Raw genomic sequence first — 26,457 nt, forward strand, 5'->3', positions numbered from 1 at the left:
GGGTATATAGGCGCGGTATCGCCCCCCCTCCCCCCCCCCCCCCTCCTCCCCCCCCCCCCCCCCCCCCCCCCCCCCCCCCCCCCCCCCCCCCACCACACCATCCGCACAACCAAGCAGGAGAGAAACCGTGAGCATCACCGACCGTGGACCGCAGACCCTCGATGTCCTCGACGACGCCGGGCGAAAGCTGTTGTTCACCGAAGCCCGCACGGTGAACAACTTCGCCGCGACGGCCGTCGACGACGACGAACTCGCCCTGATCTGGGACCTCGCCCGCTGGTCGCCGAGCGCCGCCAACGGTCAGCCTCTGCGGGTGCTCTTCGTGCGCACCCGCGAGGGCAAGGAACGCCTGGTCCGGCATCTCGACGAGGGCAACAAGGCCAAGACACTCCGTGCGCCGGTCGTGGCGGTCCTGGCGTACGACGTCGACTTCCACGAGCAGATGCCGACTGTCTTCCCGGCCCGCGGCGAGATGCTGCGGGCGGCGTTCGCCGACCAGATCGAGGCACGCGAGACCCTCGCGTCGTACAACTCGGCACTGCAGACCGGGGTCTTCCTGCTCGCGGTGCGCGCGGCGGGGCTCGCGGCCGGTCCCATGGCGGGCTTCAACCAGGCCGGCGTGGACGAGGAGTTCTTCGCCGGTACCAGCTGGCGTTCGCATCTGGTGGTCAACATCGGCCACCCCGGTACCGACCCCTGGTTCCCGCGGCTGCCCCGCGTGTCCGTCGAGGACGCCGTCGCCTGGGCCTGAAGACACTCGCAGAGGCGAGCTGTTCCTGGCCCTGCGCGCCGGATCTCTCCCAGCACCGGCGCCCATTTGAACCGGGCTGCGGGCTACGGGGCCGAAGTCGAGCAGGGAGATCAGCCGGATGTCGGCAGACCGCGACCGCTTCATCGAGGCGGACTGTCCTCAGGGCCGCGGCCGCCACCGTGAAGAATCCTCGTGCAGCCGGCGGCGGCGCGGCTCACCGGACGCCTCTGCAGAGCACGGTGTCGACCAGCCGCTGAACGGCCGCCTCAGCGCGCAACAGCCAGGCCTCCTGGGGCACTTTGCCGGTCGCGCTGATGACGACGCCGCGCTCCCCGTTCCGGGTGAAGCCGTTTCTGACGGTGCCTCCGTCGGTGTCTCCGCCGTGCCCCCAGCGGTAGCCGCCGCAGGTCAGGGGCTGACGCATCAGGCCCAGTCCGTAGTGCAGTCCGGGGAAGGGCACCTGGAAGTCCTCACCCACCGGCACGACGTGGCGCATCAGCGTCAGTTCGCGCGGCGGCAGGAGGCGGCCGCCGAACAGCGCGCTGAAGAAGCGGTCCAGGTCGCGCTCGGTCGTGATGAGTGAACCGGCGGAGTCGGCCCAGGACATGTCGCGGACGGTGGTGTCGGTCCAGCCTTCCGAGCCGGGGAACCGGTGGTAGGTGTGGGCGTGCGGTCCGTGAAGGAACGGGTCGTGTCCGGGAGCGTGGGTGCCGCTCAGGCCGAGCGGTCGGACGATCCGGTCGCGTACCTCCGTCGCCCAGGAGCGACCGGTGACCCTCTCGATGATCATTCCGGCCAGTACGTAGTTCGGGTTCGAGTAGTTCCAGTTCGGCTCGGGGTCGCCCGGGTCGGCCGGCGGGAAGTCGGGTCTGCTGCGCATCGCTCCGGCGACGATCTGTTCCGGTTCCAGGCGGTCGAACCGGTGCCGCAGGAAGGCGGCGGCGTCGGCGCCGGTGTCGTCGGTGTAGTCGTAGTTGTGGATGCCGCTGGTGTGCTGGAGCAGATGGCGGACGGTGATGCGGCTGCCGTCGTTGCCGTTGCCGGTGACGACTCCGGGCAGCCACCGTTCCACCGTGTCGTCCAGGGACAGTCTTCCCTCGGCGACCAGTTGGAGGAGCACGGTGGCGACGAAGGGCTTCGTCGCGCTGACGGCCCGCAGAGCGCCGCCGTAGGGAACGGGACGGCCGGTGCCCACCTTCGCCTCCCCGGCCCGGGCCCGGACACGGTGGCGCCCGTCGCGGAACTCCACCGAGATACCGACGTATCCCGCCTGCTCGAGCGTGCGCTCCACCTCCGTTCGCAGTTCCGCCCGGCTCAACGGACTCGTCTCCCTGTGCGGCGACGGGGCCGCGGAGGGGAGGGGAGCCGCCGAAACCGGGGCCGCGGAGGCCGGCACCACCAGGGCACCGGCACCGAGTGCCGCGCCGACCAGCGCGGCCGCGAGGCGCGAGCGCACCTTCCTCACCTTTGGTCTGGTCATGAGCCCAGCTTCAGCGAACGGTGCCACGGGCACCATGACGGCACCACCCGGCGGGAGTTGGGGGAATCCCCCCTCTCACTTCCTCGTCGCGGACTCGGTACCCACGCACGGTCCCGACCGATGCGGCTCGGGGCCACCGGAGCGCACACCTCGCGGTGCGGACACGTGCAGCCGCGTCCGCGGTGGCGGGCGGACACCTACGGGTGACCGAAGGTCCGGGCGAGCACAACCCGTCAACGACATGGTCCTGTGCCGGGAGATCGTTCGGGGCGGGGAAATTCTTGTCGGTGAAGTCGGCTTCGTCATGATCGCCGCATGTGAATGCCGGGAAGATGAGAGGCGGCGAGCAGCGGCAGTCAGGACAGGCGACGGGAGCGGTCGAGTGAGCGAGCGGCAGGGGCGGGACTGGGTGCGCATGACCCCGGACGACTTCGACCGGGAGGCTCCGCTGCGCCTGGATGTGCCCGTCGGGTCGACGGCCGTCCCGGCGGTACCCGACGAGTGCGGCACCTCCCCGCTGTTCGGCGACGAGGCGCCCTCACGTGGCCCGGCACGGCCCGCACCGCGGTGCGGGCCGACCGCCGAGCAGGAAGAGCTGTTCTGACCCGGGGCGCGAGCCGGTGACCCGCTACCGGGCGTCCGGTCCGGTTCTCCGGCGAGTCGGGCTGCCGCTCGACGGAGCGCGGCGCCGGCCGAGGCGTAGGGGACGGGCCGGATGTGGCCTCCGGACCCCGCCACTCGGTCGGCGCCGATGCCGCCGGTCATGACCGCACCGACGGTCCGGATCGATCAGAGGCGGGTGCTGGTGCGCGGGCCGCCGTACTCGGTGTCGGTGACGTGGTCGAGCCAGTCGACATCGTCCGTCTCCCAGAGGGCGATGTGGGTCATGAAGTGGTCCGGGGCGGCGCCGTGCCAGTGCTCCTCGCCCGGCGGAGTCCAGATCACGTCGCCCGGATGGGCTTGGAGGATCTCGCCGCCGCGGGACTGGATCAGGGCGATGCCCTCGACGATGTAGAGGGTCTGGCCCAGACCGTGGCCGTGCCAGGCGGTCCGGGCGCCGGGAGCGAAGCGCACGGCGTTGGCCCGGGCCCGGGAGGGCTCCTCCCCGCGGTAGATCACATCGGCCCACGCGTCGCCGGTGAACCACTCGGCGGGCAGCTTCGTCGTCGGCTGCTTCTTCAACAGTTCCATGGTCGGTACTCCTTGGGGCGGACCGCCGTCAGGCGGCGGCGTGCTGGTCGGCGATCTGCTTGAGCTGGGTGATCGCGGTCATGGCGTTGGGCCATCCGGCGTAGAAGGCAAGATGCGTGATGGCTTCGGACAGCTCCTCGACGCTCAACCCGTTCTCCAGCGCCTTGCCCAGGTGATAGGGGAGTTGCTCGCCGCGGTAGAGAGCGGCCAGCACGCTCACCGTGACCAGGCTGCGATCCCGCGGGGACAGCCCGGGGCGCTCCCAGATGTCACCGAACAGGACGTTGTCGGTGACGTCGACCAGCTTGGGCGCGATCTCGGCCAGCTCCTGAGGCGCGGACTGCTTCGCCATGTCGTGTCTCCTCGCGATGGTGTGAAACCCGTGTCCGGCAGATTCACTCCCGGTGATACGGGCCTGCCCGGCAGCCGCAGCGGCCCGCGCGACCGCGCCCGGACCGCCCACCGGCTACCTCCCTGTCGAGGAAACCGCAGGTGACCCGGTTGCGGAAGGTACTGCCGTTCCAGGTACTCGCAGGGCCCCCCAGCCCCGGCACAGGACATTTAGCCTGGTTGTATGAACACCGCCAGCGACATCCGCGAGTTCCTCGCCACGCGCCGCGCGAAGATCACGCCACAGCAGGCGGGTCTGCCGGCCTACGGCGGAAACCGCCGCGTGCCGGGGCTGCGCCGCGAGGAGGTCGCCCTGCTGGCCGGTGTCAGCATCGACTACTATGTCCGTCTGGAGCGCGGTCACCTCGCCGGTGCCTCCGAGGAAGTCCTCGACGCCCTCGCGGGTGCCCTCCAGCTGGACGACGCGGAACGCGCGCACCTCTACGACCTGGCCGCCGCGCAGCGACAGCGTCCCGCCCGCCGTCCGAAGAAGACGCGTGGCCCCATCCCCGCCACCATCCAGCGAGTCCTGGACTCCATGACGGACAGCCCGGCTTTCGTGCGCAACGGGCGTCTGGACATTCTGGCCATCAATCGCCTCGGCCACGCCCTGTACGCGCCGCTCTTCGCCGGCAGGGCCTCGTGCCCGGTCAACATCGCCCGTTTCCAGTTCCTCGACCCCGCCGGGCGGGACTTCTTCCCCGACTGGGACGCCTCGCTCAACACCACCGTCTCGCTCCTGCGAACCGAGGCGGGACGCGCCCCGCATGACACGGAACTCACCAATCTGATCGGCGAGTTGGTCACCCGCAGCGATGAGTTCCGCACGGCCTGGGCCAAGCACAACGTGCGCCTGCACCACACGGGCCGCAAACCGTTCCGCCACCCCGAAGTCGGCGAGATCCGCCTCGACTTCGACGCCATGGCCCTGCCTGCCCAACCAGGACTCACGCTCACCGCCTACACGGCCGAGCCGGGCACGCCCGATCACGACGCCCTGCGCCTGCTGTCCGCCTGGGCCGCCACCGAAGACACGGAGCTGGACCGGCGCACATGACCATGGGGGCCGCGGCATCGGTGCGTCAGCCCGCGAACGCGCCTTGTCTCAGAGCCGCTCCTGCCTCGGCAAGGTGAGGATTTCGGCTCCGTCCTCGGTGATGGCGATCGTGTGCTCGCTGTGTGCCGTCCGGCAGCCTGTGGCGCTTCGGAGCGTCCACCCGTCGGCGTCGGTGACGAGTTCGGCCGTGTCCGCCATGACCCAGGGCTCCAGCGCCAGCAGCAGCCCGGGTCGCAGTCTGTATCCACGGCCGGGTCGCCCGGTGTTCGAGATGTGCGGGTCCTGGTGCATCGTCGAACCGATGCCATGACCCCCGAACTCGGTGTTGATCGGGTACCCCGCCTCGCTGAGGACCGTTCCGATGGCGTGGGAGATGTCGCCGATGCGAGACCCCGGCCCGGCAGCGGCGATCCCCGCGGCCAGCGCGCGTTCGGTCGCACGGATCATCGCGACGCTCTCCGGGGGCTCCGTGTCGCCCACGATGAAGCTGATGGCGGCGTCCGCGGCGACGCCGCCTCTGGAGACGGCGAGATCGAGTGTCAGCAGGTCACCGTCGGTGAGCGTGTAGTCGTACGGCAGTCCGTGCAGTACCGCGTCGTTGACGGCCGTGCAGATGTAGTGGCCGAACGGGCCGCGCCCGAAGGAGGGCGCGTAGTCGACGTAGCAGGACAGCGCTCCCGCCTCGGCGATCATGGTCTTGGTCCACCGGTCGATGTCCAGAAGGTTCGTACCGACCGTGCTACGGCCCTTCAGCGTCTGCAGGATGTCTGCGACCAGGGCGCCTGTGTCTCCTGCTCGGGCCAACAGGGTGGGGTTCAGGATCTCGATCATGAGGCGCCCTTCTCACGCGACCAATAACTATACCGGCCAAACTATACCGGTACTAGAATCGGCTCCATGGTCAGGTTGCCGCTCACTCCCGCAGAGGTCGAACGCGGACAGCGCCTCGGCGCCCTCCTCCGTCGGGCCAGGGGAGAGCGCTCGATGCTCGAGACCGCACTCGACGCACGTGTCTCGCCGGAGACCCTCCGGAAGATCGAGTCGGGCCGTGTGGCCACCCCGGCCTTCCCGACGATCGCCGCGATCGCCGATGTCCTCGGCCTCTCACTGGACGCGGTGTGGGCAGAGATCAGCCAACCCGAGCATGGCGCCGGACCGGCCCACTCCGGTGACCGCGCACGTCGGCAGTTGACGTCGTGAATCGCACACCGCGGCAGCGCGGCCGCTCGGCCCGCCTCGGGAATAGCCGCGGCGCGGCCCCGCGTTGCGATCGCCATGACGACGAACGTGCCACGGTCCGAGGTACTGCGCTACACCGCCTTCTCGACCACCCCTGACGGCGGAAACCCGGCCGGCGTCGTACTGGACGCCAGCGCCCTGGACGACAAGGACATGCTGGCCGTCGCCGCGGACCTCGGATACTCGGAATCCGCGTTCCTGACCGCGCCACCGGAGGGCCTCGGCGGCGGAGAAGGACGGGCGTTCAGCATCCGCTACTTCAGTCCCAGGGCCGAGGTGCCGTTCTGCGGTCACGCCACCGTCGCGGCCGCCATCGCGCTCGCCGAGCGCATCGGTCCCGGAGAGCTCGTGTTCGCAACGCGCGCCGGGACCGTGCCGGTCGAGGTGACCGAGGAGAGTGGCACGGTCCGGGCCACGCTCACCAGTGTCGAGCCGTACATCGAGGAGATCGCTGGCGCCGACCTCGACGAGGCCCTCGCCGCGCTCGGCTGGCCGGGCGTCGATCTCGACCCGGCCTTCCCACCCCGTATCGCGTTCGCCGGCGCCCGCCACCTCGTCCTCGCGGCGGCCACACGCGCCCGTCTCGCGGACCTGGCCTACGACTTCACGCGCCTCGAAGCCCTCATGCACCGCTTGGACCTGACCACGGTCCAGTTGGTGTGGCGGGAGTCGGCCACCGTCTTCCACGTCCGTGACCCGTTCCCCGTCGGCGGCGTCGTGGAGGACCCGGCGACCGGCGCCGCTGCCGCCGCGTTCGGCGCGTACGCCCGCGAACTGGGCCTCGTCCCGGAGGACAGCGTCCTCTCCCTGCACCAGGGCGAGGACCTGGGCCGCCCCGGCGAAATCACGGTGACCCTGCACGCGGGGGACCCGCGCGTCCGCGTGAGCGGTGCGGGAGCCCGCATCGGCTGAACGACTTCACCGCCGGCAGGTGATCATGCTTCGGGATCGCTTGTGACCGCGCCTCCGGGACCGTGCCTCCGCCGGTCGGGCGCGACCCGCGGGCTCAGCGCACCGGGAAGCCGAAGGAATAGCCCTGTTGCTTCAGCCACGGCAGGACCTGGCGCAGAGCGGCCACGGTCTGAGAGCGGTCCCCGCCCGCGTCGTGGAAGAGGACGGTGGGCCCGTTGGCGATCTCGCTTCTGACCGTGGTCACGATGGCGTCCGTGCCGGGGAGTTCGAAGTCCTTGGTGTCGACGTTCCACCCCAGCGGCCGCATTCCGCGGGAGGCGGCGAGGCGCCGGCTGTAGGGGGTGAAGGCGCCGCCCGGTGCCCGGTAGTACATCGGCCGGACGCCCCCGGAGGCCGCGGTGATCATTCGTTCGGCGTCCAGGATCTGCTCGGACTGGTACGACTCGGGCTTGGTGTCCATGGTGGTGTCGTGCGAGACCGAGTGGTCACACAGCCGGTGCCCGGCCGCTACCACCGACTTGACCAGGTCCGGATGGGCCTGTGCCTGCGTGCCGACCATGCAGAAGGTCGCTTTGACGCCGTTCTCCCGCAGCACCTGCAGCACTTGCGGAGTCCAGACCGGGTCCGGCCCGTCATCGATGGTGATGTTGACGCCCCGGGCGCCGTGGTCGGAGGCATGTGCGATGTCCACCGACACCGGCGTCACGCGGGAGCCGGAACCCGGTGCGGAGGGGCGCGCCGAAGCGCCCGATCCCCCCTGCCGCCCCTCGACGGGGCTGGCCTGCGCGGTCCACACCGAGGCGGCAGCTGCCACCGCCGTCACTCCCACTGCCGCCGCCAGTACCCGGCCGTGCCATCCCCGCCCGCCATGCCGCGCCATATCTGCCTGTTCCTCGTCGTCCCGGTGAGCCTGTTCAGCTGTCAGGACGAGGTAAAGCGGGGGCAGGATCCGCCTGTTACGGATCACGGACGGTTCTGCACAGGTTTCGAGACGCACGTCATCCGGGCAGACGCACGTCATCCGGGCGGCCGGCCGAGAGCGGCACCCCCGCCTGGTCAATGCGTCCGCAACACCTTCGCCGCGTTGTACGGGACGTTGCGGGGGCCGCCGTCGTCCCGCTGAGGCGGCCCCGCCGAAGAGGGCAGCCGTCGGGCAGCCGCCCCGGTGTTCGCCCCTGGCTACTCGGTGTCCGGCGTCAGCGCCGCCACCAGGGTGCGGACGCCCTGCTCGTACTGCGCCGAGAAGGTTGCCCCCGCCAGGTGCGGTCGCACCGCGCGGATCGCGGGGAAGGCATCAGGCTCCGCCATCAGCGCGTCCTCGGGGGCGACGGGCCGTTCGCTGCCGACCTCGGGGCGTTCGATCAGGAACGCCGGGTTGATGTAGAAGGCGATCAGCGAGAACGCCTTCGCCGCGGCCGCCGGGCTGAAGCCGCCGTCCAGCAGGACGCGCAGGTTGGCCTCCGTCCACCGTGTGGCGGCCCGCTTGGTGTGGTTCTCCACGAGGAACCGCGCGATCCCGGGGTGGCGCAGCAGTTCGCGGCCCTGGGCGAGCATCAGCCGGAGCAGCCGTTCGCGCCAGTGCAGGCGGGGATCGTCCGCGGTGAGGATGGTGTCGATGACGACCTCGGACACGGCGTCGACGAGAGCGGACTTGTTCGGGAAGTAGTTGTAGGTGACGGCCACGGTGGCATCCAGTTCGGCCGCGAGTCTCCGCATGGACAGGCCGGCGACGCCACTGTCGCGTACGAGTGCGAGTGCCGCCTCGACGATCCTCTCGCGGCTGAGGTTTCGGGGAATGCCGCGTCCCCGGGGCGCTGCCTCGCCGATCATGCTGCCGACCTGCCTCTCGACGTGGCCGCTGCGGCCGCTGGCTCAACGGATACCACCGAACAGATACCACCGATACGGCGTTCGTTACCTGCTTATTACCTTCCCGACACTGGACGTGATAGAGCACACCTAGCTAAATAAACAGTGTTCATTACGCGCTGGACTCCCTGACCCCGCCCACCATCCGGGCGGGCGTACCCGCACGCGAAGAACCTCGCTTCGCGTCCCCTGGCAGACCCTCCCCACGTTCGGGCGCACCAGCCGGCCACTCGGAGGCCTGAGTGTTCCGCGGTAACGCCGGCTTCCCACGGAGCCTCCTCGCGGCCGCCCGGACCCGGATCGCACCACCCATCCCACTGGACGGACAGGAGTACGCGCATGGCGGCACTGGAACGGTTCGACGGCAAAGTCGCACTGATCACGGGCGGCGGCTCGGGCATCGGAGCGGCGACGGCACGGCGGCTGGCGGAGGAGGGAGCGCGGGTCGTCGTCGGCGACATCGACGGTGAGCTGGCCGAGAAGGTGGCCGCCGGCATCGGTGACGCGGCGCTCGGAGTGCAGTTCGACGCCGGCGATGTGCTGTCGGTCGAGCGGCTCGTCGCGACGACGGTGGACCACTTCGGCCGCCTGGACGTGCTGCACAACAACGCCGCGATCATGGCACCCGACCACACCGCGCGCGACACCAACCCGGTCGACATCGACTTCGACGTCTGGGACAGGACGTTCGCGGTCAACGTCCGCGGCTACCTGGCCGGCTGCAAGTACGCCATCCCGCACCTGCTCGACGCCGGCGGAGGTGCGATCGTCATGACCGTCTCGGGCTCAGCGAAGCTCGGCGACCTCGGCGCGATCGCCTACGCGGCATCGAAGGGCGCCATCGCGATCTTCATCAAGTCGGTGGCGACCATCTACGGCAAGCAGGGCATCCGCTGCAACGGCGTCAGCCCCGGACTGATCCGCACCGAGGGCGGGCGCCGCAACGTGCACGGGGCCATGGTCGACATCCAGCTGCGCAACACCCTCACGCCCCGGCTCGGCGAGGCGGAGGACATCGCGGCCGCAGTGGCCTACCTCGCCTCCGACGACGCCGCCTTCGTCACGGGAGCCATCCTCGACGTCGACGGCGGCATGCTCTGCCACATGCCGTACATGACCGACGTGATGGCCGAGTACGGCCTCGGCATGGCCTTCGGCGCCCCCGAGGAGGCTGCCGTATGACCGGACGGCCGGCGCGCTCGGCGCATCGCACCGACAGCACCTGGAACGAACACGGCGACCAGCGTCGCGGCACACAGGAGGAAAGCGTATGAGCCGAGTCAGCGGGACCGTCGAGGGACCGACGGATCTCGACCGTGTGTGGGGCAAGCGCCCCGAGTACTACGACGTCTTCATGGGCGACTACAACGACTCGGTCGGGCGCGTCGACCCGGTCCTGCTCGAACTGTGCCGCATCCGGATCGCCCAGCTGGTGGAGAGCGAGTTCGACCTGTCGTTGCGATACGTCCCGGCGCGGACGGCGGGACTGTCCGAGGACAAGATCAGCGCGCTGGCGGAGTACCCCGAGTCGCAGCTGTTCTCCGACCGCGAGAAGGCGGTGCTCGAGTACGCCGAACAGTTCGCCATCCAGTCGAGCGGCATCACCGACGACGACGTGGAGCGGGTCCGGGTACATCTCACGCCCGAGGAGTTCGTCTACCTGACCAAGGCGCTGGGCGTCATGGACCAGTTCGCCCGCGCCAACTCGGCGTTCCGCGTCACCGCGTCGAACACCGCACCGGCCACCATGCCCGCATTCACCGTGAGGAACTGACATGGCGACGACTCCCCGCATCCCCGCGGAACTCCTGGACAACTACTTCATCCAGATGGAGCGCGAGGACGACAACGACAACCCCGTCGCGGCCATCGCGATCCCCGTCGAGTTGAGCCGGCTGGCCGCCATCCCGGTCCGCACCAGGAAGTCGTTCCAGCTCGACCCCGTCCTGCACGAACTCGTCCGGCTCTACAACGCCAAGGTCCAGGACTGCCAGTACTGCCAGAACGCGCGGCAGGCGGTCGCCGTCCAGGCCGGCCTCGACGAGGACATGGTCTCCGCGCTGAGCCACTTCGAGACCAGCTCCCTCAAGGACGACATCAAGGCGGCGCTGCGGATCACCGCGGCCATCTCCACCAACCCGGGACTCGTCTCCGACGAGATGTGGGAGCAGGCCCGGCAGTACTTCACCGAGGACGAGATGGTCGACCTCGTCCTGCTGTCCATGCACACCACGGCGAGCAAGGTGACGATCACTCTGGGCCTGGACCCCGGCAAGGAGGCCAGTTCCCGGCTGTTCTTCCCGACGGAGGACGTCTACGGCACCTCTCCCGAACTGGCCGAGGCCATCGAGGAACTCCGCAGCCGCGGCGTCGCCGTCGAGGGTCCCGGCGACGCGCCGTTGCCCGTGGGGACCACGCTCGCGCCCTCCCCAGGGCGGGCGTGATGACGGCGATCGCGGTCGGCGAAGCGACGTTCGACGAGAAGGTACTGCGCAGTGAGATCCCCGTACTCGTCGACTTCTGGGCCGCCTGGTGCGGGCCGTGCCGGATGATGGCGCCGATGGTGGACGACATCGCGCGCACCCATGGCGCCACACTGCGCGTCGTGAAGGTCGACATCGATGAGGCCGAAGGGGTCGCCGCCCGCTACGAGATCATGTCGGTGCCGACTTTCGCCGTCTTCGTGAAGGGACAGCTCACCAAGCAGATCACCGGCGCCCGGGCCAAGCCGGCTCTTCTGCGCGAGCTGGCCGACTACGTGTGAGACGGTCCGTGCGGGAGATCCCGGGCCGTTGCGGAGTCGACACCGCGGCCACGCACTGGCCCGGCCGCGCCGGCCGTACCGACATCCGGGGCGGGGCACCCGGCGCCGATCGCTCAGGGGGGAGGAATGTCAGAGGTGAGCCCTGATCTGGCGAACGGGATGCCCGAGCACCTTCCCGACGGCCGTCAGCTCGTCGTCGCTGAACCATGCGCGCGCCGGGTTCCGGACGGCGATCTCGAACCGGGCGAAGCCACACGGCCAGTCGTAGTCCAGTGCGTCCAGCGAGGTCGCGCCGCGGCAGCAGGGGACGTCCACCGCGAGAGTCGCGAACCCCTGCTGGTAGGTCGTGTCGAGGTGACCGGCCCACCACTGGGTGTCGATCGACATGCCGCAGAGCGGACAGCCGATCCTCTCCAGGTTCTGGCCACAGTCGACGAGGGCCGGCGCGGGGTGCCACCTGACGTCGATCCCGACGTCCATGCCGTCGGGAAGCCCGGGAGCCAGGTCTGTCACCAACGCCACGGCACGGTCGGCCGCGGCCTGGTCGGGCTGCCAGCGCGGGTCGGTCGGAATGACCGACAGGACATCGTCACTCACGGGTTGACTCGCTTCAGCAGGCTGGGGGTCAGGTGACGGGACGAGCGCCCCAGGCGTTCTCGAGAGCTGACCGCACGTCCTCCCCGAGAACGGCGTGCGTCGTCCCGCCCGGCAGGGTGGGCAGCTCAGACTAGTGCGGCACGGTTTCGGCACTGGGGCGGCCGTAGGGCCGACGGACGACCCCGTCGGAGTCGACGAAGCAGTCTCCGTGCTCGGCTCCCCCCTCCCTCAGACACTCGCCCACATGCCGACGCCCGGCAAGGGCACGCGGTAAGACCGCCGGGCGCTCGCGAAGGTTGCCCGAACGGGAACGGAAAGGGGAAGGGGGAAGGGGACGGAGCCGAGCGATCCACGACCACCCCCTCCCCGGTATCGACGCTGTCACAGCACGTCGTACGTCAGGTGGGTCGCGGTCGTGGTCGAGGTGACGCTCCGTTGCACGAGTGTGCGCGGTGACGCGCCCGTGAACAGCGGTGTCCCGGCGCCCAGCACGACGGGAGCGAGGTGCAGTGTCAGGGCGTCGACCAACCCGGCGTCGAGTGCCGAGGCGATCGTGGCGCCGCCGCCCATGAGGACGACGTCGAGGTCCTTCCCGCTCTCGGACGACCTCGCCTCGGCGCGCTCGCGCGCGACGGTGACGGCGTCGGACAGGCCGGTGGTGACGAACGTCCAGTCGAGGTCGGCGAGCCGCACCGCCTCGGGCGGCGAGCTCGTCACGACGACGAAGGCCGGCTGGCCGACCTCGCCGGCGCCGTAGCCCGTCGTGTCGTCCCAGCCGCCAGGGCCGTCGACGAGGTCGAACAGCCGACGGCCCAGGACGACGGCGCCCGAGCGTTCGGTTCCCTCGTGCAGGAGCCGGCGGTCGTCGGGATCGGTGGAGAACGCCCAGATGTGCAGAGCCTCACCACCGGTGCCGAGACCGTTGTCCGGGGCGGGGTCGGGTCCGGTGACGAAGCCGTCCAGGGAGACCGAGATGTCGGCGATGATTCGAGTCATGACGGTGTGGACCCGATCCACCCCCCGAACTCATCGCTCACGCGCGAAGCGGGCGCCCCCGGAGCGCCACTGTCCCTCGGGTGATGCTTGGATAGTGTCACTTCTCAAGGGGTGGTCCGGGAGATGAGGCAAGGGGCAGAGATGCGGCTGGCGGAGTTGAGTGAGCGCAGCGGCGTTTCCACCGCGACGATCAAGTACTACCTGCGCGAAGGGTTGTTGACGCCGGGCCGCCAGGTCAACGCGACCACGGCCGAGTACGACGAGGAGCACCTGCGCCGGCTGCGGCTGGTGCGCGCGATGATCCAGGTCGCGCGGGTGCCGGTGGCGACCGTCCGGGAGGTCTTCCAGCACGTCGACGACGACTCCCTCGGCCGCACGATGCGTCTGGGGGCGGCCCTGTGGGCGCTGCCGCAGGTACCCGAGCCGGACGCCGACGACGTACAGGTCCAGCGGGCACGCCGTGAGGTCGACCAGCTTCTGGACACGGTGGGCTGGTCCAACGCCCAGGCCCTGGTCACGATCTCGCCCGCCTACCGCTCCCTGGTGGCGTCGGTGGCCACCTTCCGGCGACTCGGCTTCGACTGGGACCCCGAAGTCATCGCGTCGTACGCCCGGTTGATGCACCAGGCCGCCGTCCTCGACCTGGACTTCGTGGAAAGGCACGCTTCGGAGGCGGAGAAGGCCGAGACGGCGGTCGCCGCGGCGATCTTCGTCGAGCCGATGCTGCAGGCCCTGCACAGGCTGGCGCAGGAAGAGGAGTCCGCACGTCGATACGGCTTCGGGTGAGTGGCCGTGCCGGCTGCGTACGGCTGATCACCAGTGACCCCCAGCCGCCGGACGACCGGGACGAGCCGGTGACACCGACCGGCTTCCAGAGCGCCCTGGACCGGGCGTTGGGACGGCCGGCATGTGGAGATCGCCGAAGCCCGTTGGCTGACCCGGTTCGGCGACGCGGCCCGGCTGGCCGAACACCTGCGCCACGGCCGAGTGCGACTGCTGGCGGCACGGGAGGCGGAGTGCTACTGCTGGACGACGGTCCGTCACCGACCCGCTGCGTGAGGCGGCCCGGCCGTGGGCGGACCGTGTGACGGTGGCGCCGGTGCGGCCCGGCAGCCTGCCCGGCGTCTGCGCGGCACTCGTGCGCCCGGACGGCCACGCCGCCTGGACGGGAAAGCCCCCGGAGTCCCACGACGCCGGCGCCCGGCAGCTGCGCGAGGTCCTGCACCACTGGTTCGGGCCCCCGACAGGCGTGGCGGGGCCGCACACGTCCGCCGGGCCGGCGAAATTCCGACGGGCTGGCGAGGCGCTCCCACAGGTCTCACGCCGAGTGTCGCCGGTGACCATCGAACAGCGGTGACGACCCCATGACTTGGTGTTTTACAGTGACTGTCACCTGTTCCGGCGACCCAGTCACTGTGGAGGACAAGCGAACATGCCGACCGAAACGTTGGAGTTCCAAGTAGAGGCCCGTCAGCTGCTCCAGCTGATGATTCACTCGGTCTACTCGAACAAGGACGTCTTCCTTCGGGAGCTCGTCTCCAACGCCTCCGACGCGCTCGACAAGCTGCGCCTGGCCGTGCTGCGGGACGACAGCCTCGACGCCGACACGTCCGACCTGCACATCGAGATCGACCTCGACCAGGACGCCCGTACGCTCACCGTGCGGGACAACGGCATCGGGATGTCGTACGACGAGGTCGGCAAGCTCATCGGCACCATCGCCAACTCGGGCACCGCCGCCTTCCTCGAGGAGCTGAAGGAAGCCCAGGACGCTGCCGGCGCCGAAGGGCTGATCGGGCAGTTCGGCGTCGGGTTCTACTCCGGTTTCATGGTGGCCGACGAGATGACCCTGGTGACCCGGCGCGCCGGGGAGAGCAGCGGCACCCGGTGGTCCTCGCGCGGCGAGGGCACGTACACCCTGGAAACCGTCGACGACGTGCCGCGGGGAACCGCCGTCACGCTGCACCTGAAGCCGGCCGATGCCGAGAACCAGCTGCACGACTACACGTCCGTCTGGAAGATCAAGGAGATCGTCAAGCGGTACTCGGACTTCATCACCTGGCCGATCCGGCTCCTCCCCGGGGCGGGCGACGGCGAGGACACGCCCGGACCCGAGACGCTGAACTCGATGAAGGCCCTGTGGGCGCGCTCGCGCGAGGAGGTCTCCGACGACGAGTACCACGAGCTGTACAAGCACGTCAGCCACGACTGGCGCGACCCCCTGGAGACGATCCGCCTCCAGGCCGAGGGCACCTTCGAGTACCAGGCCCTGCTGTTCGTCCCGGCGCACGCCCCGCAGGACCTGTTCACCCGGGACTTCCGGCGCGGCCTCCAGCTGTACGTCAAGCGTGTGCTGATCATGGACGACTGCGAGGCGCTGCTGCCGCCGTACCTGCGTTTCGTCAAGGGCGTCGTCGACGCGCAGGACCTCTCGCTCAACGTCTCCCGTGAGATCCTCCAGCAGGACCGGCACATCAGGATGATCCAGCGCCGGCTGACCAAGAAGGTCCTGTCCTCGGTCAAGGACATGAAGGCCAAGGACACCGACAAGTACGCCACGTTCTGGCGGGAGTTCGGCGCCGTACTGAAAGAGGGACTGCTCGGCGACCCCGACAACCGCGACGCCCTGCTCGCCGTCGCGTCCTTCGCCAGCACGCACGCGGAGCAGGAGCAGACCTCGCTCCAGCAGTACGTGGAGCGGATGAAGGACGGCCAGGACGACATCTACTACATGACCGGCGAGTCCCGGCAGAGCATCGAGAACTCCCCGCACATGGAGGCGTTCCGGGCCCGCGGCATCGAGGTCCTGCTGCTCACCGACCCCGTCGACGAGGTGTGGGTCGACGCCGTCGGCGAATTCGAGGGCAAGCGGCTGCGGTCCGTCGCCAAGGGCGAGATCGACCTCGACGCCGAGGGCGACCAGCCGTCGGACGGCGAGCGGGAGAAGCAGGCCGGGGCGTACGCCGGTCTCCTGGACTGGATGAAGGAGCAGCTGGGTGAGGAGGTCAAGGACGTCCGCCTGTCGACGCGCCTCACCGTCTCCCCGGCCTGCGTCGTCTCAGACGCCCATGACCTCACTCCGGCGCTGGAGAACATGTACCGGGCGATGGGCCAGGAGATTCCGCCCACCAAGCGCATCCTCGAACTGAACCCCACGCACCCGCTCGTGCAGGGCCTGAACCTGGCGTACCAGGAGCGCGAGGACCGTGCCGAGCTCGTCGAGACCGCCGAGCTGCTGCACGGCCTGGCGGTACTCGCGGAGGGCGGTCAGCCGACGGAGCCCGCGCGGTTCGTGAAACTGGTGGCGGAGCGTCTGGAGCGCTCGCTCCACTGAAGGGGAGGGGCGCCCGCCGGCCGGTGACCCGGCGGGCGCCCCGACACAAGCCGCGCCCCGCACCGGCCGGATGTCACAGTGAGCCGGAGCCGGTCTCGGTGGGCAGGGCCTGCTCCGCCCAGATGGTCTTGCCGGTGGGTGTCTGGCGGCTGCCCCAGCGCTCGGCGATCTGGGCGACGAGCAGCAGCCCGCGCCCGCCCTCGTCGAAGACGCGGGCGCGCCGCAGGTGCGGGGCGGTGCTGCTGCCGTCGGAGACCTCGCAGATGAGAGTCGAGTCGCGGATGAGCCGCAGCACGATGGGGTCCTCGCCGTAGCGGATGGCGTTCGTGATCAGCTCGCTCACGATGAGCTCGGTGGCGAACGCCGCCTCCGCCAGCCCCCAGTCGGCCAGCTGTCTGCTCGTCACCTTGCGGGCCCCGGCCACGGCCGCGGGGTCCCGGGGCAGCCGCCAGGTGCGCACCTTCTCGGTGCCGAGAGGGGCCGTCCGAGCCAGCATCAGCACGATGTCGTCGGTGGAACGACGGGTCAGCAGGGTACGCAGGACCTGGTCGCAGGTGTCCTCCAGCGGTGCGGCCGGACCGCTCAGAGCCCGGCGCAGCAGGGAGAGGCCGACGTCGATGTCGCGGTCGGCCGCCTCGATCAGCCCGTCGGTGTAGAGAGCGAGCAGGCTGCCTTCCTCCAGCTCCACCTCCACGGCTTCGAACGGGAGGCCGCCGAGGCCGAGCGGCGGCCCGGACGGCAGGTCGAGGATCCGGACGCTGCCGTCCGGGGTGACCACGGCCGGCGGCGGATGCCCGGCGCGGGCCATGGTGCAGCGCCGGGACACCGGGTCGTAGACGGCGTACAGGCAGGTGGCTCCGACCTCTCCCGTCGGGTTCGCGGGCTGTCCGCGTGTCTCCGGGCCCTCTTCCCGGTCGAGCCTGACGACCAGGTCGTCCAGTTGCGTGAGCAGCTCGTCGGGGGCGAGATCGACGTCCGCGAGAGTGCGTACGGCGGTCCGCAGACGCCCCATCGTGGCCGACGCGGTGATGCCGTGGCCCACCACGTCGCCGACGACCAGCGCGACACGGGCGCCGGACAGCGGGATCACGTCGAACCAGTCCCCGCCCACGTCCGCGCCGGAACCGGCCGGCAGATAGCGGTAGGCCACCTCCATCGCGGCCAGGTCCGGCGGCCGGTCGGGGAGGAGGCTGCGCTGGAGCGCCAGCGCCGTCCGGCGTTCGCGGGTGTAGCGGCGGGCGTTGTCCACACTCACCGCCGCTCGGGCGACGATCTCCTCCGCGAGCCGCAGGTCGTCCTCGCTGAAGGTGTCCGGCGTGCGGTGCCGCAGGAAGTGCACCAGTCCCAGGGTCACTCCGCGGGCGCGCAGCGGCACCAGCATCACCGAGTGGATCATGTACTTGGAGACGGACGCGGCTCGGGCCCGGGAGGACCTGACCCACTCTTGAATGCCGAATTCGCCCGCCGTGTGCCGGGAGCCTCGGCCGGCGATCAGCGTCTGGGCCGGCGGTGTCCCCACCGGGTACACGGTCGTGCCGCCCGGGGCGACCACCGACTCCGGGCAGCCCTCCAGCACCGAACGCTGCGCGGTACGGCGCACGGTGACCGGCCGGCCGGGCGGTACCGGCCCCGGTTCGTCGCCCAGCGCCACGGACTGGAGGAGGTCCACGGTGACGAAGTCCGCGAACCCGGCCACAGCGGCCTCGGCCAGTTCCTCGGCGGTTCGGGTGACGTCCAGGGTGCTGCCGATGCGGAGGCTGGCCTCGTTGAGGACCGCCAGGTGACGGCGCGCCCAGTACTGCTCCGTGGTGTCGAAGACGGCCGCGGACAGTCCCTGCACCGCGCCGCTCCCATCCAGCAGCGGTGAGAAGAACATCGACCAGGCATGGTCCCGGCTTTCACCGGGAGCCCTGCCGTGCGCCTCGTGGAACACCGTTCTTCCCGTGCGCAGCACCTGGCGCTGGAGACGGTCGTACTCGTCGAAGGGCGCGGTGGGCTGGATCTCCCGCAGGGTCAGTCCCCGCATCTCCTCCACGGTCATTCCCATCACCTGGGCCATGACCGCGTTGGCGGCCACCAGCCTCGCCTCACGGTCGTAGATCGCCACCGGCACGGGGAGCTGCGCGAGGGTGAGATCCCACAGGACCTCCACTTCCAGGTCGGGCCGCTCAGCCACCTTCGCCGTCGGGGCGGCGGTCACGAGCCAGAGCGGATCGGGGCCCGCGTCGGCCAACGGCGTCGTCTGCAGCCGCACCACGACACGGTCGCCGTCCCTGTGCCGTAGCGCCACCTCACAGGCCACCCGTCGGCGCTCGGCGAGGTGTCGCCGAGCGGACTCCGGCAGGCCCGCGGCGAGCAGATCGGCGGCCCGGCCGCCCACGATGTCCCCGGCGTCATATCCGAGCAGGTGCTGGGCTCCGGCGCTCCACGCCATGATCGTCCCACCGGCGTCGACGACGACGGCGAAGTCCTCCGGTACGTGTCCCTCGGCGGTGCCTTCACCGCCTCGACTGTTCATGGGCCTCATTTCCTCGTTCCCGCCCGGCGTTCCCGCCCGACCGGAGCCGGACGGTGTGGCCGGGGACCCTGCGGACGACCGGGTCTCCTCCAGGGTCCCGCCGCGGCGCCTCCCCCTCAACCGAGACCCGGTGCGCGTCCCCGCCGCCCCTCGGCGGTCCGTCAGCGGGACGACCCTCGCGATGCCTGTGATCTGGGCCTTCCGCCACCCGCCACCTCACCTCGCCGCCCGCCCGCGCCTACCCCGTCTGCCTGCGGCGGGCCGTACCGAAGCGATGCCGGTAGGCGGCGGGGCTGATCGACAGTTCCCGCGCGAAGACCCGCCGGAGACTCTCGTAACTGGGGAAGCCGGCCATGGACGCCGCCTGTGTCGCCGTGTGCCCCTGGTCGAGCAGAGCCTTCGCCATGTCGAACCGGATCGACTCGACGTACCGGGCCGGTGTCGTGGACAACTCGTCCCGGAAGAGCCGCGTGAGGTGGCGGGGGCTGAGGTTCAGACGCGCGGCGAGGTCACTGGGGGAGTGGCTGCCCGCGGGGTCGGCCATCACCAGGTCGACGACTCTGCGCAGGGCGGGGGACCGGGGCGGCGGGCCCTGCAGCGGAGCGGAGAACTGCGACTGGCCGCCGGCGCGCTGCAGGTAGACGACGAGGGCGCGGGCGACCTCCCGGCTCATTTCGGGGCCGTGATCCTCCTCGACGAGAGCCAGCGCAAGGTCGATACCGGCCGTGACGCCGGCCGAGGTGTAGGTGGTGCCGTCGCGAACGTAGATGGCGTCGGGTTCGACGCGGGTCTTCGGGTGCCGGGCGGCGAGTTCCGGTGCGATCTTCCAGTGGGTGGTCGCACGCTTGCCGTCGAGCAGGCCGGCGGCGCCGAGGACGAAGGCTCCCGAGCAGACGGAGGTGACGCGACCGGAACGGGCCGCCAGATCCTTCGTCGCCTCGACCAGGTCGCTCGTGACGGCGGTGCGGGGATAGACGTCTCCACCCGGCATGACGAACGTGTCCGGGGCCGGCTCGAAGGCGGGGCCGCCATCGACGGTGACCCGTATACCGATCGAGGAGGCGACGTCGGCGCCGGTTGCCGACACAAGGGCGATCCGGTAGTCGGCACCGAGTCGATTCGCTTCCCCGAACACGTCGGCGGGACCGGCGACGTCCAGCAGCTTGACCCCGTCGTAGACGAGGATCGCGACCCGGTGCACGTCAGGGCTCACACTTCGCTCCTCAAGGTTCCACAGGTGTCCGCATTCGAGTGGTCCGTGGCCGGACCGAGGCGGCGCCGAACGCCCCGCCGTCGCACCCTGGAGTACAGGGACACCGTCTCGTCGTAGCGCCTCGCACCGGAAAGCACGGACATCATGAACGACATCATCGCAGGGGTGGAAATTCCCCGGACCGCGGCAGCGGCGGAGGCCGCGGAATTCATTCGACTAACGAACAGTCCCCTCATCTTCCATCATTCTCGCCGGGTATTCCTCTTCGGGTCGCTGCACGCGCGGGAACTCGGACTCCAGCCCGATCCGGAACTGCTCTACATCTCCGCACTGTTCCACGACGCGGGCCTTTCGACCCCGTTCTCCGGTACGCACCAGCGCTTCGAGCTCGACGGCGCCGACCACGCGCGCAGGTTCCTGCACGACCGCGGATTCTCCAAGAGTGCCGCCGAAACGGTCTGGACGGCGATCGCCCTGCACACCACGCCCGGGATTCCCGGCCGGATGGGTCCGGAGGCATCCACCCTGCACCACGGTGTTCTGACCGACGCGATCGGCTCGGGGCTGGAACGGCTGGACGCCGGCCAGGTCGACGACATCATCGCCGCCCACCCGCGCGGAGATTTCAAAAAGGAATTCCTGCGGGAATTCCTCGACGGACTCATCGATCGACCGGACACCACCTACGGGACCATCAACGCGGACGTGCTGGAGCACTTCGTTCCCGATTACCGCCGCACGTCCATGGTCGAACGCATCATTGGTGCGCCCTGGCCGACGTGATGTCGAAAGGGCTGAGAGCCGGGCCGTGACACCGATGGCTCTCGGATCCACTGAGTACTCGATCCCTACGCTCCCTGACCCGGAAGAAGAACAGCAGTGAAAGCCATCACCGTCCGAGACCGCGACGCGTCCCTCAGCGGCCTGACCCTGACCGACCTGCCCCATCCGCATGCCGCCGAGAACGACGTGATCGTGCGCGTTCACGCCGCGGGATTCACCCGCGGCGAGCTCGACTGGCCCGCGACATGGACCGACCGCGCCGGCCGCGACCGCACTCCGAGCGTGCCGGGGCACGAGGTGTCGGGCGTCGTGACGGAGCTCGGATACGGAACCACCGGGCTCACCGTCGGCCAGCGCGTCTTCGGACTGGCCGACTGGACCCGCAACGGCTCGCTGGCCGAGTACGTCGCCGTGGAAGCCCGCAACCTCGCCCCCCTTCCCGCGGACGTCGACCACACGAGAGCGGCCGCGCTGGTCATCTCCGGACTGACCGCCTGGCAGGGCCTGTTCGACCACGCACGCATCAGGACCGGCCAGAGTGTCCTGATCCACGGCGCCGCCGGTGGCGTCGGATCGATCGCCGTACAGCTCGCGCGCGGAGCGGGAGCGTACGTGATCGGCAGCGGCCGCGCCGCCGACCGAGAAGCCGCCCTCAGCTTGGGCGCGTACGCGTTCCTGGACCTGGAGGCCGACGCGCTGGAAGACGCCGGCGAGGTCGACGTGGTGTTCGACGTGATCGGCGGTGACATCCTCGACCGCTCGGCCGCGCTCGTACGCGTCGGCGGCACCCTCGTGACGATCGCCCATCCCCCTACCGTCCGGCCCAGGGACGGGCGGGCGCTCTTCTTCGTCGTGGAGCCCGACCGTGTGCGCCTCGCGGACCTCGCGCGGCGGCTGTGCGACGGACGGCTCGATGTACGGGTCGGCGCGGTGCGGCCACTGGCCGAGGCAGCCGCCGCGCTCACCCCTGAGCGGCGGATCCCCGGCAGGACGATCATCCGTGTCGCCGCGGACTGAGGACTGAGGACTGAGGAGTGGTGACTGAGGATCGAGGACTGGGGACTGTGGGACTGGGGGGCGCGTCCGCGGTGAGAGGGGCGTCCGCTGGGGCGGACCCCCCTCTCACCGTCGAAGCCTGACCGTGAGTGGGTCCTCGCGTCACCTGCGCCAGAACAGGTGGTGCGTCACGCCGCTCGGGCTGGGCACCACCTCCAGGTGAAACCGGTCGAGCAGCTCGTCGGGGGACTCCCAGAGCCGTAGCCCGGCCCCGAGCTTCAGCGGTGAGACCGCCACATGCAGGGTGTCGACGAGGTCGGCATCGAGGAACTGCCGGATGGTGGTGACTCCGCCGCCGAGTCGGACGTCCTTGCCCTGCGCCGCTTCCCGCGCCTGTTCGAGGACCGTGGCAGGGTCGCCGTCGACGAAGTGGAACGTGGTGTCGGAGAGCGTGAACGACGGGCGCGTGTGGTGCGTCATGACGAACACGGGCGTGTGGAACGGGGGCTCCTGCCCCCACCAGCCGCGCCACTCATGGTCGTGCCAGGGCCCGCGCTGGGGTCCGAACTTGTTGCGGCCCATGATCTCGGCGCCGATGTCGCGTGCGTAGTCCCGGGTGAAGTAGTCGTCGAGGCCCCGGCTTCCCCCGGCGTCCGTACGCATGGGCCAGCTCGCCGTGGCTCCGGCCCAGGTGAACAGTCTCTCGGGATGGTCGAAGCCGAACGGCTGCTCGAGACTCTGGTGCTCGCCGGCACCGATCCCGTCACTCGAGACGCAGAAGTTCATGACTTTCAGTAGTTGATCCATGGGTTTCCTCGTCAGCTCCAGGTCAGTCCGGTCCAGTGTCGTCATCGTGTGGCGAGTCGCCGCACATGATGACGTCGAACGGGAGGCGGCCGTATCGACAGCGGCCCGCGACTTCTTTCCGAGGCGTGCGTCGACTCGCGCCTCACCGCGACCGCAGGTTCAGGACGAGCTCGCGCGGCAGTCCGTGGGTGTCGTGGAGGTAGTGGAAGTCATCGTCGCTCAGGGGGCCTCGGAACCGGGGTCGGGCCAGCACGTGCCGGCCACGTTCCAGGAGCCGGTCGAAGCGGTGCTCCTCCTGCAACAGGATCCGGCGTACGACGTGGGGATCCACGTCCTGGCGGAAGTGGTCCAGAGTGTGCTGGACGAGTTCGGGCGGCAGGTCCCCGAGACTGCGCCCGGGTTCGTCCCGCCGCAGTACGGTGAGCACCCGTCGCACCAGGCGGCGCAGCACGTAGCCGCGGCCGGTGTTGGCCGGGCGCACTCCGTCGCCGATCACCACCATGGCCGAGCGCAGGTGGTCACAGACCAGTCGCCGCGACAGTTCGTCCTGCTGCCACAGGGCCGGCACGAGGCTGTGCCAGGGGGCGAAGACATCGCAGTCGAACACCGACGTCCGGCCCTGCAGCAGTGAGGCCAGGCGTTCCAGACCGAGTCCGGTGTCGATGTTGCGCTGGGGGAGTGGCACGAGGGATCCGTCGTCGAGCCGCCGGTAGCGCATCATCACGTGGTTCCACACCTCCACCCAGCGTTCGTCACCTGTCGGGGTCGACTCCGGCGGGGTGTCGCCGGTCCACAGGAAGATCTCCGAGTCGGGGCCGCAGGGGCCGGTCGGTCCGTTGGACCACCAGTTGTCCTCGACGGTGAGCTCCACCGGCACGCCGCGCCGCTGCCACAGGTCAAGGGAGGCGGTGTCGGGACCGGTCTGGTCGTCGCCCCCGAAGACCGTGACGTGCAGCAGGCCCGGATCGACCCCGAACCCCTCGGTGAGCAGGTCGTAGCCCCATTCGAGGCTCAGCGGGCCCTCGTAGTCGCCGAGCGACCAGGTGCCGAGCATCTCGAAGACGGTCAGATGGGTGGTATCCCCGACCTCCTCCAGGTCCGTGGTGCGCAGACAGCGCTGCACGTTGACCAGCCTCCTGCCCAGGGCGTGCGGGCGCCCTTCCAGGTAGGGGGTGAGCGGGTGCATGCCCGAGGTCGTGAACAGCACGGGGTCTCCTGGAGGCGGCAGAAGCGTCGAGCCGCTGATCCGGCGGTGGCCGCGTTCCTCGTAGTACTCGACGAACGTGCGGGCGACAAGTTCTGTGTTCATGGGGTGGCTCCTTCGCGAGCGCGGCGGGGGAGGCACCGGACAACGCGTCCGCGCGATCATCGGAACCTGGGCGCGCACGCCCTGGAACCACCGGCAGACCGTTTCCGGTGGCCGGTAGAGGTAGGAAGAACTACGTCAGGCGGCGGCAACCGGCGAGCTGGTCGCTCGCGCGGTCGCGGTGATGCGTCGGCCTGTGACGTTCATAGCGCCGAGGTTAGCGGGCCGCGGCGTTCACGGCGCCCCGTTTTTCACCTGGTCCCGCAGCCGGCCCCTCCGGCTGAAGCACACTCAGGCACTCACCAAGATCCAGAACATTGCCGTACAACCCTTTGGGCGTCCGCCGGGTCTCACCTCGTGTCCGAAGTGTTCCGGGCAATCCGGAAGTGGCCGCTTCGTGTTACGGGGACCCGCGCTGACCACGCCATGCCTTTCTTGGCCGACCCCCACTTCGGAGCACGTCTCAGCACGTGTCGTGACACCGGTCATGACACGTGGCTCAACCACGACGAGCAGGGGGAAACACCACATGCGTCATCTCAAGATCGCCACCGCGGCACTGGCCTGCGCCTTCGCTCTCATCCCGGCCGGAATCGCCACCGCCGGGACCGGCCCGGCGCCCGCACCGACCGCGCGCACCACCGTGGCGGCCGCTTCCACCACGCCGTCTGCCGCCGGCAACCCGGCGAGCCTGCGGGCTCGAGCCGCCGGGGTGTGCGCGGACGCCTACCAGATCGGTTCCACCGGGTACGTCACCCGTGGCGGCAAGACCGTGGCTTCCGTCAAGCAGTTCTACTCGCCGTCCTGCGGCCAGAACTACGGCTACGTCTGGGTCTGGGACAGCTTCCGCGACGCCGTCGGGGACTACGACGTGACCTCGGCCGTCTACAGCTACTCGCAGGACGAGGTCCTGGGCAAGCGTTCCTGGACCAACACCACCGCCCAGGAGTTCTGGTCCAACGGCACCCGCACCGTCAACGAGTGCACGGCCGGCTCGGGCACCGTCCGAGCCGCCGGTGACCCCGCGCCGGTGGGGGGTTACTCCAGCAAGCGCTGCTGATCCACGCCCACGGCGGGGGAGGAGACCAGGGGCTTCCCCCGCTGGAGGGCGGTGCTGCCTCGACGCGCGACGTGTTCGGCGTGATCTTGCCTTCCCGGCAGGGTGTCGACGAGGCCCGCGGGCACGTTGAAGCGACTGTGAGGGATCAATCGATGATGTGGGACGAGGCGGGCCTGTCCGGTCTGCAGGCCCAGTCGGCGCGCGAACTGCTGAGCCGCATCAGTGCGTTCGCCATCGGGTGGGGAGGTCACCTCGTACGGGGGGTGGTGAGCGCCCCGGAACGTCGCGGTGTCGGCCGCGTCGTTGTGTGGGACGGACAGCGACTGGACACGTCGGTCGCGTTCGAACGGCAGAGCATCTCCGGTCCCGAGCTGGGCCGGGAACCGAACGGGCCGTGCCGACAGAACATTTCGACCCTCTTCGAAACGATGGACGTCAGCGGACGGCGCGGCGAGCATCCCTTTCGAAAGACGAATCCGCGGAGGGCGATCATCACCTGATCGGCGTCCGCACGACGCATCTTTCACCATCGAACGGCAACGAACCGGCCTTCCGGCCCGAATTTCCCACGGGGGAACACATGAACAAGGACCGTATGCGTATCCGCCGCGGCCTGGCCGCGACGCTCACCTTGCTGATGGCCGCCGTGCTCGGCGCTGCCGGCACCGGTACCTCGACGGCGGACACCACCGCGAGGCAGACGCAGGAAATCGCCTCCTCCGTCCTCGGAACCGACTACAAGATCTCGCTGACGGCGCTGCGCTCGACGCACGACGAGTACGCGGCGTCCGTGCGCCTCCAGGTGTACACGCGTGACCACGGGGCCTGGCACGAATCGGACCGCGTGACCGTGGGCGAGGCGGACGGCTGGTTCTGGTACCCGCTCACGGGCAGCGGGGCCGTCTGCCAGCTGTCGGCCGCGAGCACCGAGCCTGCCCCGCTGACGGTGAGTCTGCTGGTCACCCCCTCCATCGGCTGTTCCCTGCCGGCTCACTACGTCGTGAAGCAGGGCAAGGTGTACGCCGACTGAGCCCGGGACGGACCTGGACTCGGTCCGAGAAGCGGCCGCAGTCCGGACATTCGGCCAAAAGGGGCTCGGGGGGGGGGGGGGGGGGGGGGGGGGGGGGGGGGGGGGTGGGGGGGGGGGGGGTGGGGGGGGGAGGGGGGGGGGGGGGGGGGGGGGGGGGGGGGATA

30 protein-coding genes are annotated in these 26,457 nt (G+C 70.1%); 18 read left to right on the forward strand and 12 right to left on the reverse strand.

Annotated elements, in window-relative coordinates; genetic code table 11:
* Positions 1-127: 127 nt before the first annotated feature.
* The gene (locus tag AC07AZ_RS25025) at positions 128-751 is read left to right on the forward strand and encodes a malonic semialdehyde reductase (protein ID WP_478851371.1); all 624 of its coding nucleotides are present in this window, start codon (positions 128-130) and stop codon (positions 749-751) included.
* Positions 752-965: 214 nt separating this feature from the next.
* Here the strand turns inward: AC07AZ_RS25025 and AC07AZ_RS25030 are convergent, their stop codons facing one another.
* A complete protein-coding gene (locus AC07AZ_RS25030; RefSeq protein ID WP_478851373.1) occupies positions 966-2,231 on the reverse strand; it encodes a serine hydrolase domain-containing protein in 1,266 nt (421 codons plus the stop codon).
* 382 nt (positions 2,232-2,613) lie between these two features.
* Between AC07AZ_RS25030 and AC07AZ_RS25035 the strand changes: the two genes are divergently transcribed.
* On the forward strand, positions 2,614-2,835 hold the full coding sequence (locus AC07AZ_RS25035; protein WP_478851375.1) for a hypothetical protein: 222 nt from the start codon (positions 2,614-2,616) through the stop codon (positions 2,833-2,835).
* 185 nt (positions 2,836-3,020) lie between these two features.
* Here the strand turns inward: AC07AZ_RS25035 and AC07AZ_RS25040 are convergent, their stop codons facing one another.
* Positions 3,021-3,422 carry a (R)-mandelonitrile lyase gene (locus tag AC07AZ_RS25040; protein ID WP_478851377.1) on the reverse strand — a complete coding sequence of 134 codons (402 nt, stop codon included), beginning with the start codon at positions 3,420-3,422 and terminating at the stop codon, positions 3,021-3,023.
* Between the two features lie 28 nt (positions 3,423-3,450).
* Positions 3,451-3,774 (reverse strand): carboxymuconolactone decarboxylase family protein, encoded by a 324-nt coding sequence (locus AC07AZ_RS25045; RefSeq protein ID WP_478851379.1) that lies wholly within the window; start codon positions 3,772-3,774, stop codon positions 3,451-3,453.
* A 222-nt stretch (positions 3,775-3,996) separates the two neighbouring features.
* Between AC07AZ_RS25045 and AC07AZ_RS25050 the strand changes: the two genes are divergently transcribed.
* Positions 3,997-4,869, forward strand: coding sequence for a helix-turn-helix transcriptional regulator (locus AC07AZ_RS25050; RefSeq protein ID WP_478851381.1), 873 nt, complete (start codon positions 3,997-3,999; stop codon positions 4,867-4,869).
* Positions 4,870-4,917: 48 nt separating this feature from the next.
* Here AC07AZ_RS25050 and map read toward each other — a convergent pair whose 3' ends face one another.
* Complete coding sequence (map, locus tag AC07AZ_RS25055; RefSeq protein ID WP_478851384.1) at positions 4,918-5,700, reverse strand: type I methionyl aminopeptidase; 783 nt, start codon at positions 5,698-5,700, stop codon at positions 4,918-4,920.
* 66 nt (positions 5,701-5,766) lie between these two features.
* Here map and AC07AZ_RS25060 point away from each other — a divergent pair, with 66 nt between their 5' ends.
* Together AC07AZ_RS25060 and AC07AZ_RS25065 are read left to right on the forward strand one after the other, a co-directional pair.
* Positions 5,767-6,069, forward strand: a complete 303-nt coding sequence (locus tag AC07AZ_RS25060; protein ID WP_478851386.1) for a helix-turn-helix domain-containing protein — start codon at positions 5,767-5,769, stop codon at positions 6,067-6,069.
* 75 nt (positions 6,070-6,144) lie between these two features.
* Complete coding sequence (locus tag AC07AZ_RS25065) at positions 6,145-7,020, forward strand: PhzF family phenazine biosynthesis protein (RefSeq protein WP_478851388.1); 876 nt, start codon at positions 6,145-6,147, stop codon at positions 7,018-7,020.
* Positions 7,021-7,114: 94 nt separating this feature from the next.
* Here the strand turns inward: AC07AZ_RS25065 and AC07AZ_RS25070 are convergent, their stop codons facing one another.
* Positions 7,115-7,900 carry a polysaccharide deacetylase family protein gene (locus AC07AZ_RS25070; protein ID WP_478851390.1) on the reverse strand — a complete coding sequence of 262 codons (786 nt, stop codon included), beginning with the start codon at positions 7,898-7,900 and terminating at the stop codon, positions 7,115-7,117.
* Positions 7,901-8,199: 299 nt separating this feature from the next.
* Complete coding sequence (locus AC07AZ_RS25075) at positions 8,200-8,850, reverse strand: TetR/AcrR family transcriptional regulator (RefSeq protein ID WP_478851392.1); 651 nt, start codon at positions 8,848-8,850, stop codon at positions 8,200-8,202.
* A gap of 378 nt (positions 8,851-9,228) precedes the next feature.
* Between AC07AZ_RS25075 and AC07AZ_RS25080 the strand changes: the two genes are divergently transcribed.
* The 4 genes from AC07AZ_RS25080 to trxA all read left to right on the forward strand — a co-directional run bounded on the left by AC07AZ_RS25080 (position 9,229) and on the right by trxA (position 11,653).
* A complete protein-coding gene (locus AC07AZ_RS25080) occupies positions 9,229-10,071 on the forward strand; it encodes an SDR family NAD(P)-dependent oxidoreductase (protein ID WP_478851394.1) in 843 nt (280 codons plus the stop codon).
* A gap of 88 nt (positions 10,072-10,159) precedes the next feature.
* The gene (locus AC07AZ_RS25085; protein ID WP_478851396.1) at positions 10,160-10,663 is read left to right on the forward strand and encodes a carboxymuconolactone decarboxylase family protein; all 504 of its coding nucleotides are present in this window, start codon (positions 10,160-10,162) and stop codon (positions 10,661-10,663) included.
* A 1-nt stretch (position 10,664) separates the two neighbouring features.
* Entirely contained in the window at positions 10,665-11,333 is a 669-nt protein-coding gene (locus tag AC07AZ_RS25090) for a carboxymuconolactone decarboxylase family protein (RefSeq protein WP_478851398.1), read from the forward strand.
* The gene (trxA, locus tag AC07AZ_RS25095; protein ID WP_478851400.1) at positions 11,333-11,653 is read left to right on the forward strand and encodes a thioredoxin; all 321 of its coding nucleotides are present in this window, start codon (positions 11,333-11,335) and stop codon (positions 11,651-11,653) included. The genes AC07AZ_RS25090 and trxA overlap by 1 nt, the downstream gene beginning before the upstream one ends.
* A gap of 129 nt (positions 11,654-11,782) precedes the next feature.
* Here trxA and AC07AZ_RS25100 read toward each other — a convergent pair whose 3' ends face one another.
* A complete protein-coding gene (locus AC07AZ_RS25100; protein ID WP_478851402.1) occupies positions 11,783-12,250 on the reverse strand; it encodes a hypothetical protein in 468 nt (155 codons plus the stop codon).
* A 381-nt stretch (positions 12,251-12,631) separates the two neighbouring features.
* Entirely contained in the window at positions 12,632-13,246 is a 615-nt protein-coding gene (locus AC07AZ_RS25105) for a dihydrofolate reductase family protein (protein WP_478851404.1), read from the reverse strand.
* Positions 13,247-13,387: 141 nt separating this feature from the next.
* Here AC07AZ_RS25105 and AC07AZ_RS25110 point away from each other — a divergent pair, with 141 nt between their 5' ends.
* From AC07AZ_RS25110 to htpG, 4 genes are all read left to right on the forward strand, one after another.
* Entirely contained in the window at positions 13,388-14,032 is a 645-nt protein-coding gene (locus AC07AZ_RS25110) for a MerR family transcriptional regulator (RefSeq protein ID WP_478851663.1), read from the forward strand.
* A 123-nt stretch (positions 14,033-14,155) separates the two neighbouring features.
* Positions 14,156-14,305: a hypothetical protein gene (locus tag AC07AZ_RS25115; protein ID WP_478851406.1), complete on the forward strand. Its 150-nt coding sequence runs from the start codon at positions 14,156-14,158 to the stop codon at positions 14,303-14,305.
* A gap of 40 nt (positions 14,306-14,345) precedes the next feature.
* Positions 14,346-14,603 carry an aromatic-ring hydroxylase C-terminal domain-containing protein gene (locus AC07AZ_RS25120; protein WP_478851407.1) on the forward strand — a complete coding sequence of 86 codons (258 nt, stop codon included), beginning with the start codon at positions 14,346-14,348 and terminating at the stop codon, positions 14,601-14,603.
* 75 nt (positions 14,604-14,678) lie between these two features.
* A complete protein-coding gene (htpG, locus tag AC07AZ_RS25125) occupies positions 14,679-16,580 on the forward strand; it encodes a molecular chaperone HtpG (protein ID WP_478851409.1) in 1,902 nt (633 codons plus the stop codon).
* A 73-nt stretch (positions 16,581-16,653) separates the two neighbouring features.
* Here htpG and AC07AZ_RS25130 read toward each other — a convergent pair whose 3' ends face one another.
* Both AC07AZ_RS25130 and AC07AZ_RS25135 read right to left on the reverse strand, forming a co-directional pair.
* Positions 16,654-19,098, reverse strand: a complete 2,445-nt coding sequence (locus AC07AZ_RS25130) for a SpoIIE family protein phosphatase (RefSeq protein WP_478851411.1) — start codon at positions 19,096-19,098, stop codon at positions 16,654-16,656.
* 238 nt (positions 19,099-19,336) lie between these two features.
* Positions 19,337-20,311 (reverse strand): GlxA family transcriptional regulator, encoded by a 975-nt coding sequence (locus AC07AZ_RS25135; protein ID WP_478851413.1) that lies wholly within the window; start codon positions 20,309-20,311, stop codon positions 19,337-19,339.
* A gap of 144 nt (positions 20,312-20,455) precedes the next feature.
* Between AC07AZ_RS25135 and AC07AZ_RS25140 the strand changes: the two genes are divergently transcribed.
* Together AC07AZ_RS25140 and AC07AZ_RS25145 are read left to right on the forward strand one after the other, a co-directional pair.
* The gene (locus tag AC07AZ_RS25140; RefSeq protein ID WP_478851415.1) at positions 20,456-21,094 is read left to right on the forward strand and encodes an HD domain-containing protein; all 639 of its coding nucleotides are present in this window, start codon (positions 20,456-20,458) and stop codon (positions 21,092-21,094) included.
* Positions 21,095-21,190: 96 nt separating this feature from the next.
* Positions 21,191-22,111 (forward strand): NADP-dependent oxidoreductase, encoded by a 921-nt coding sequence (locus tag AC07AZ_RS25145; RefSeq protein ID WP_478851417.1) that lies wholly within the window; start codon positions 21,191-21,193, stop codon positions 22,109-22,111.
* A 141-nt stretch (positions 22,112-22,252) separates the two neighbouring features.
* On the opposite strand, the gene AC07AZ_RS25150 is transcribed toward AC07AZ_RS25145, so the two are convergent.
* Both AC07AZ_RS25150 and AC07AZ_RS25155 read right to left on the reverse strand, forming a co-directional pair.
* Positions 22,253-22,897 carry a dihydrofolate reductase family protein gene (locus tag AC07AZ_RS25150; protein WP_478851419.1) on the reverse strand — a complete coding sequence of 215 codons (645 nt, stop codon included), beginning with the start codon at positions 22,895-22,897 and terminating at the stop codon, positions 22,253-22,255.
* 142 nt (positions 22,898-23,039) lie between these two features.
* Positions 23,040-24,206, reverse strand: coding sequence for an alanine--tRNA ligase-related protein (locus AC07AZ_RS25155; protein ID WP_478851421.1), 1,167 nt, complete (start codon positions 24,204-24,206; stop codon positions 23,040-23,042).
* Between the two features lie 526 nt (positions 24,207-24,732).
* Here AC07AZ_RS25155 and AC07AZ_RS25160 point away from each other — a divergent pair.
* The 3 genes from AC07AZ_RS25160 (at position 24,733) to AC07AZ_RS25170 (ending at position 26,293) form a co-directional block, all read left to right on the forward strand.
* Positions 24,733-25,263 carry a hypothetical protein gene (locus tag AC07AZ_RS25160; protein ID WP_478851423.1) on the forward strand — a complete coding sequence of 177 codons (531 nt, stop codon included), beginning with the start codon at positions 24,733-24,735 and terminating at the stop codon, positions 25,261-25,263.
* 152 nt (positions 25,264-25,415) lie between these two features.
* Entirely contained in the window at positions 25,416-25,763 is a 348-nt protein-coding gene (locus tag AC07AZ_RS25165; RefSeq protein WP_478851425.1) for a hypothetical protein, read from the forward strand.
* Between the two features lie 80 nt (positions 25,764-25,843).
* Positions 25,844-26,293, forward strand: a complete 450-nt coding sequence (locus AC07AZ_RS25170; protein WP_478851429.1) for a hypothetical protein — start codon at positions 25,844-25,846, stop codon at positions 26,291-26,293.
* Positions 26,294-26,457: the final 164 nt, after the last annotated feature.

The sequence above is a fragment of the Streptomyces sp. NPDC043878 genome (assembly GCF_056435735.1).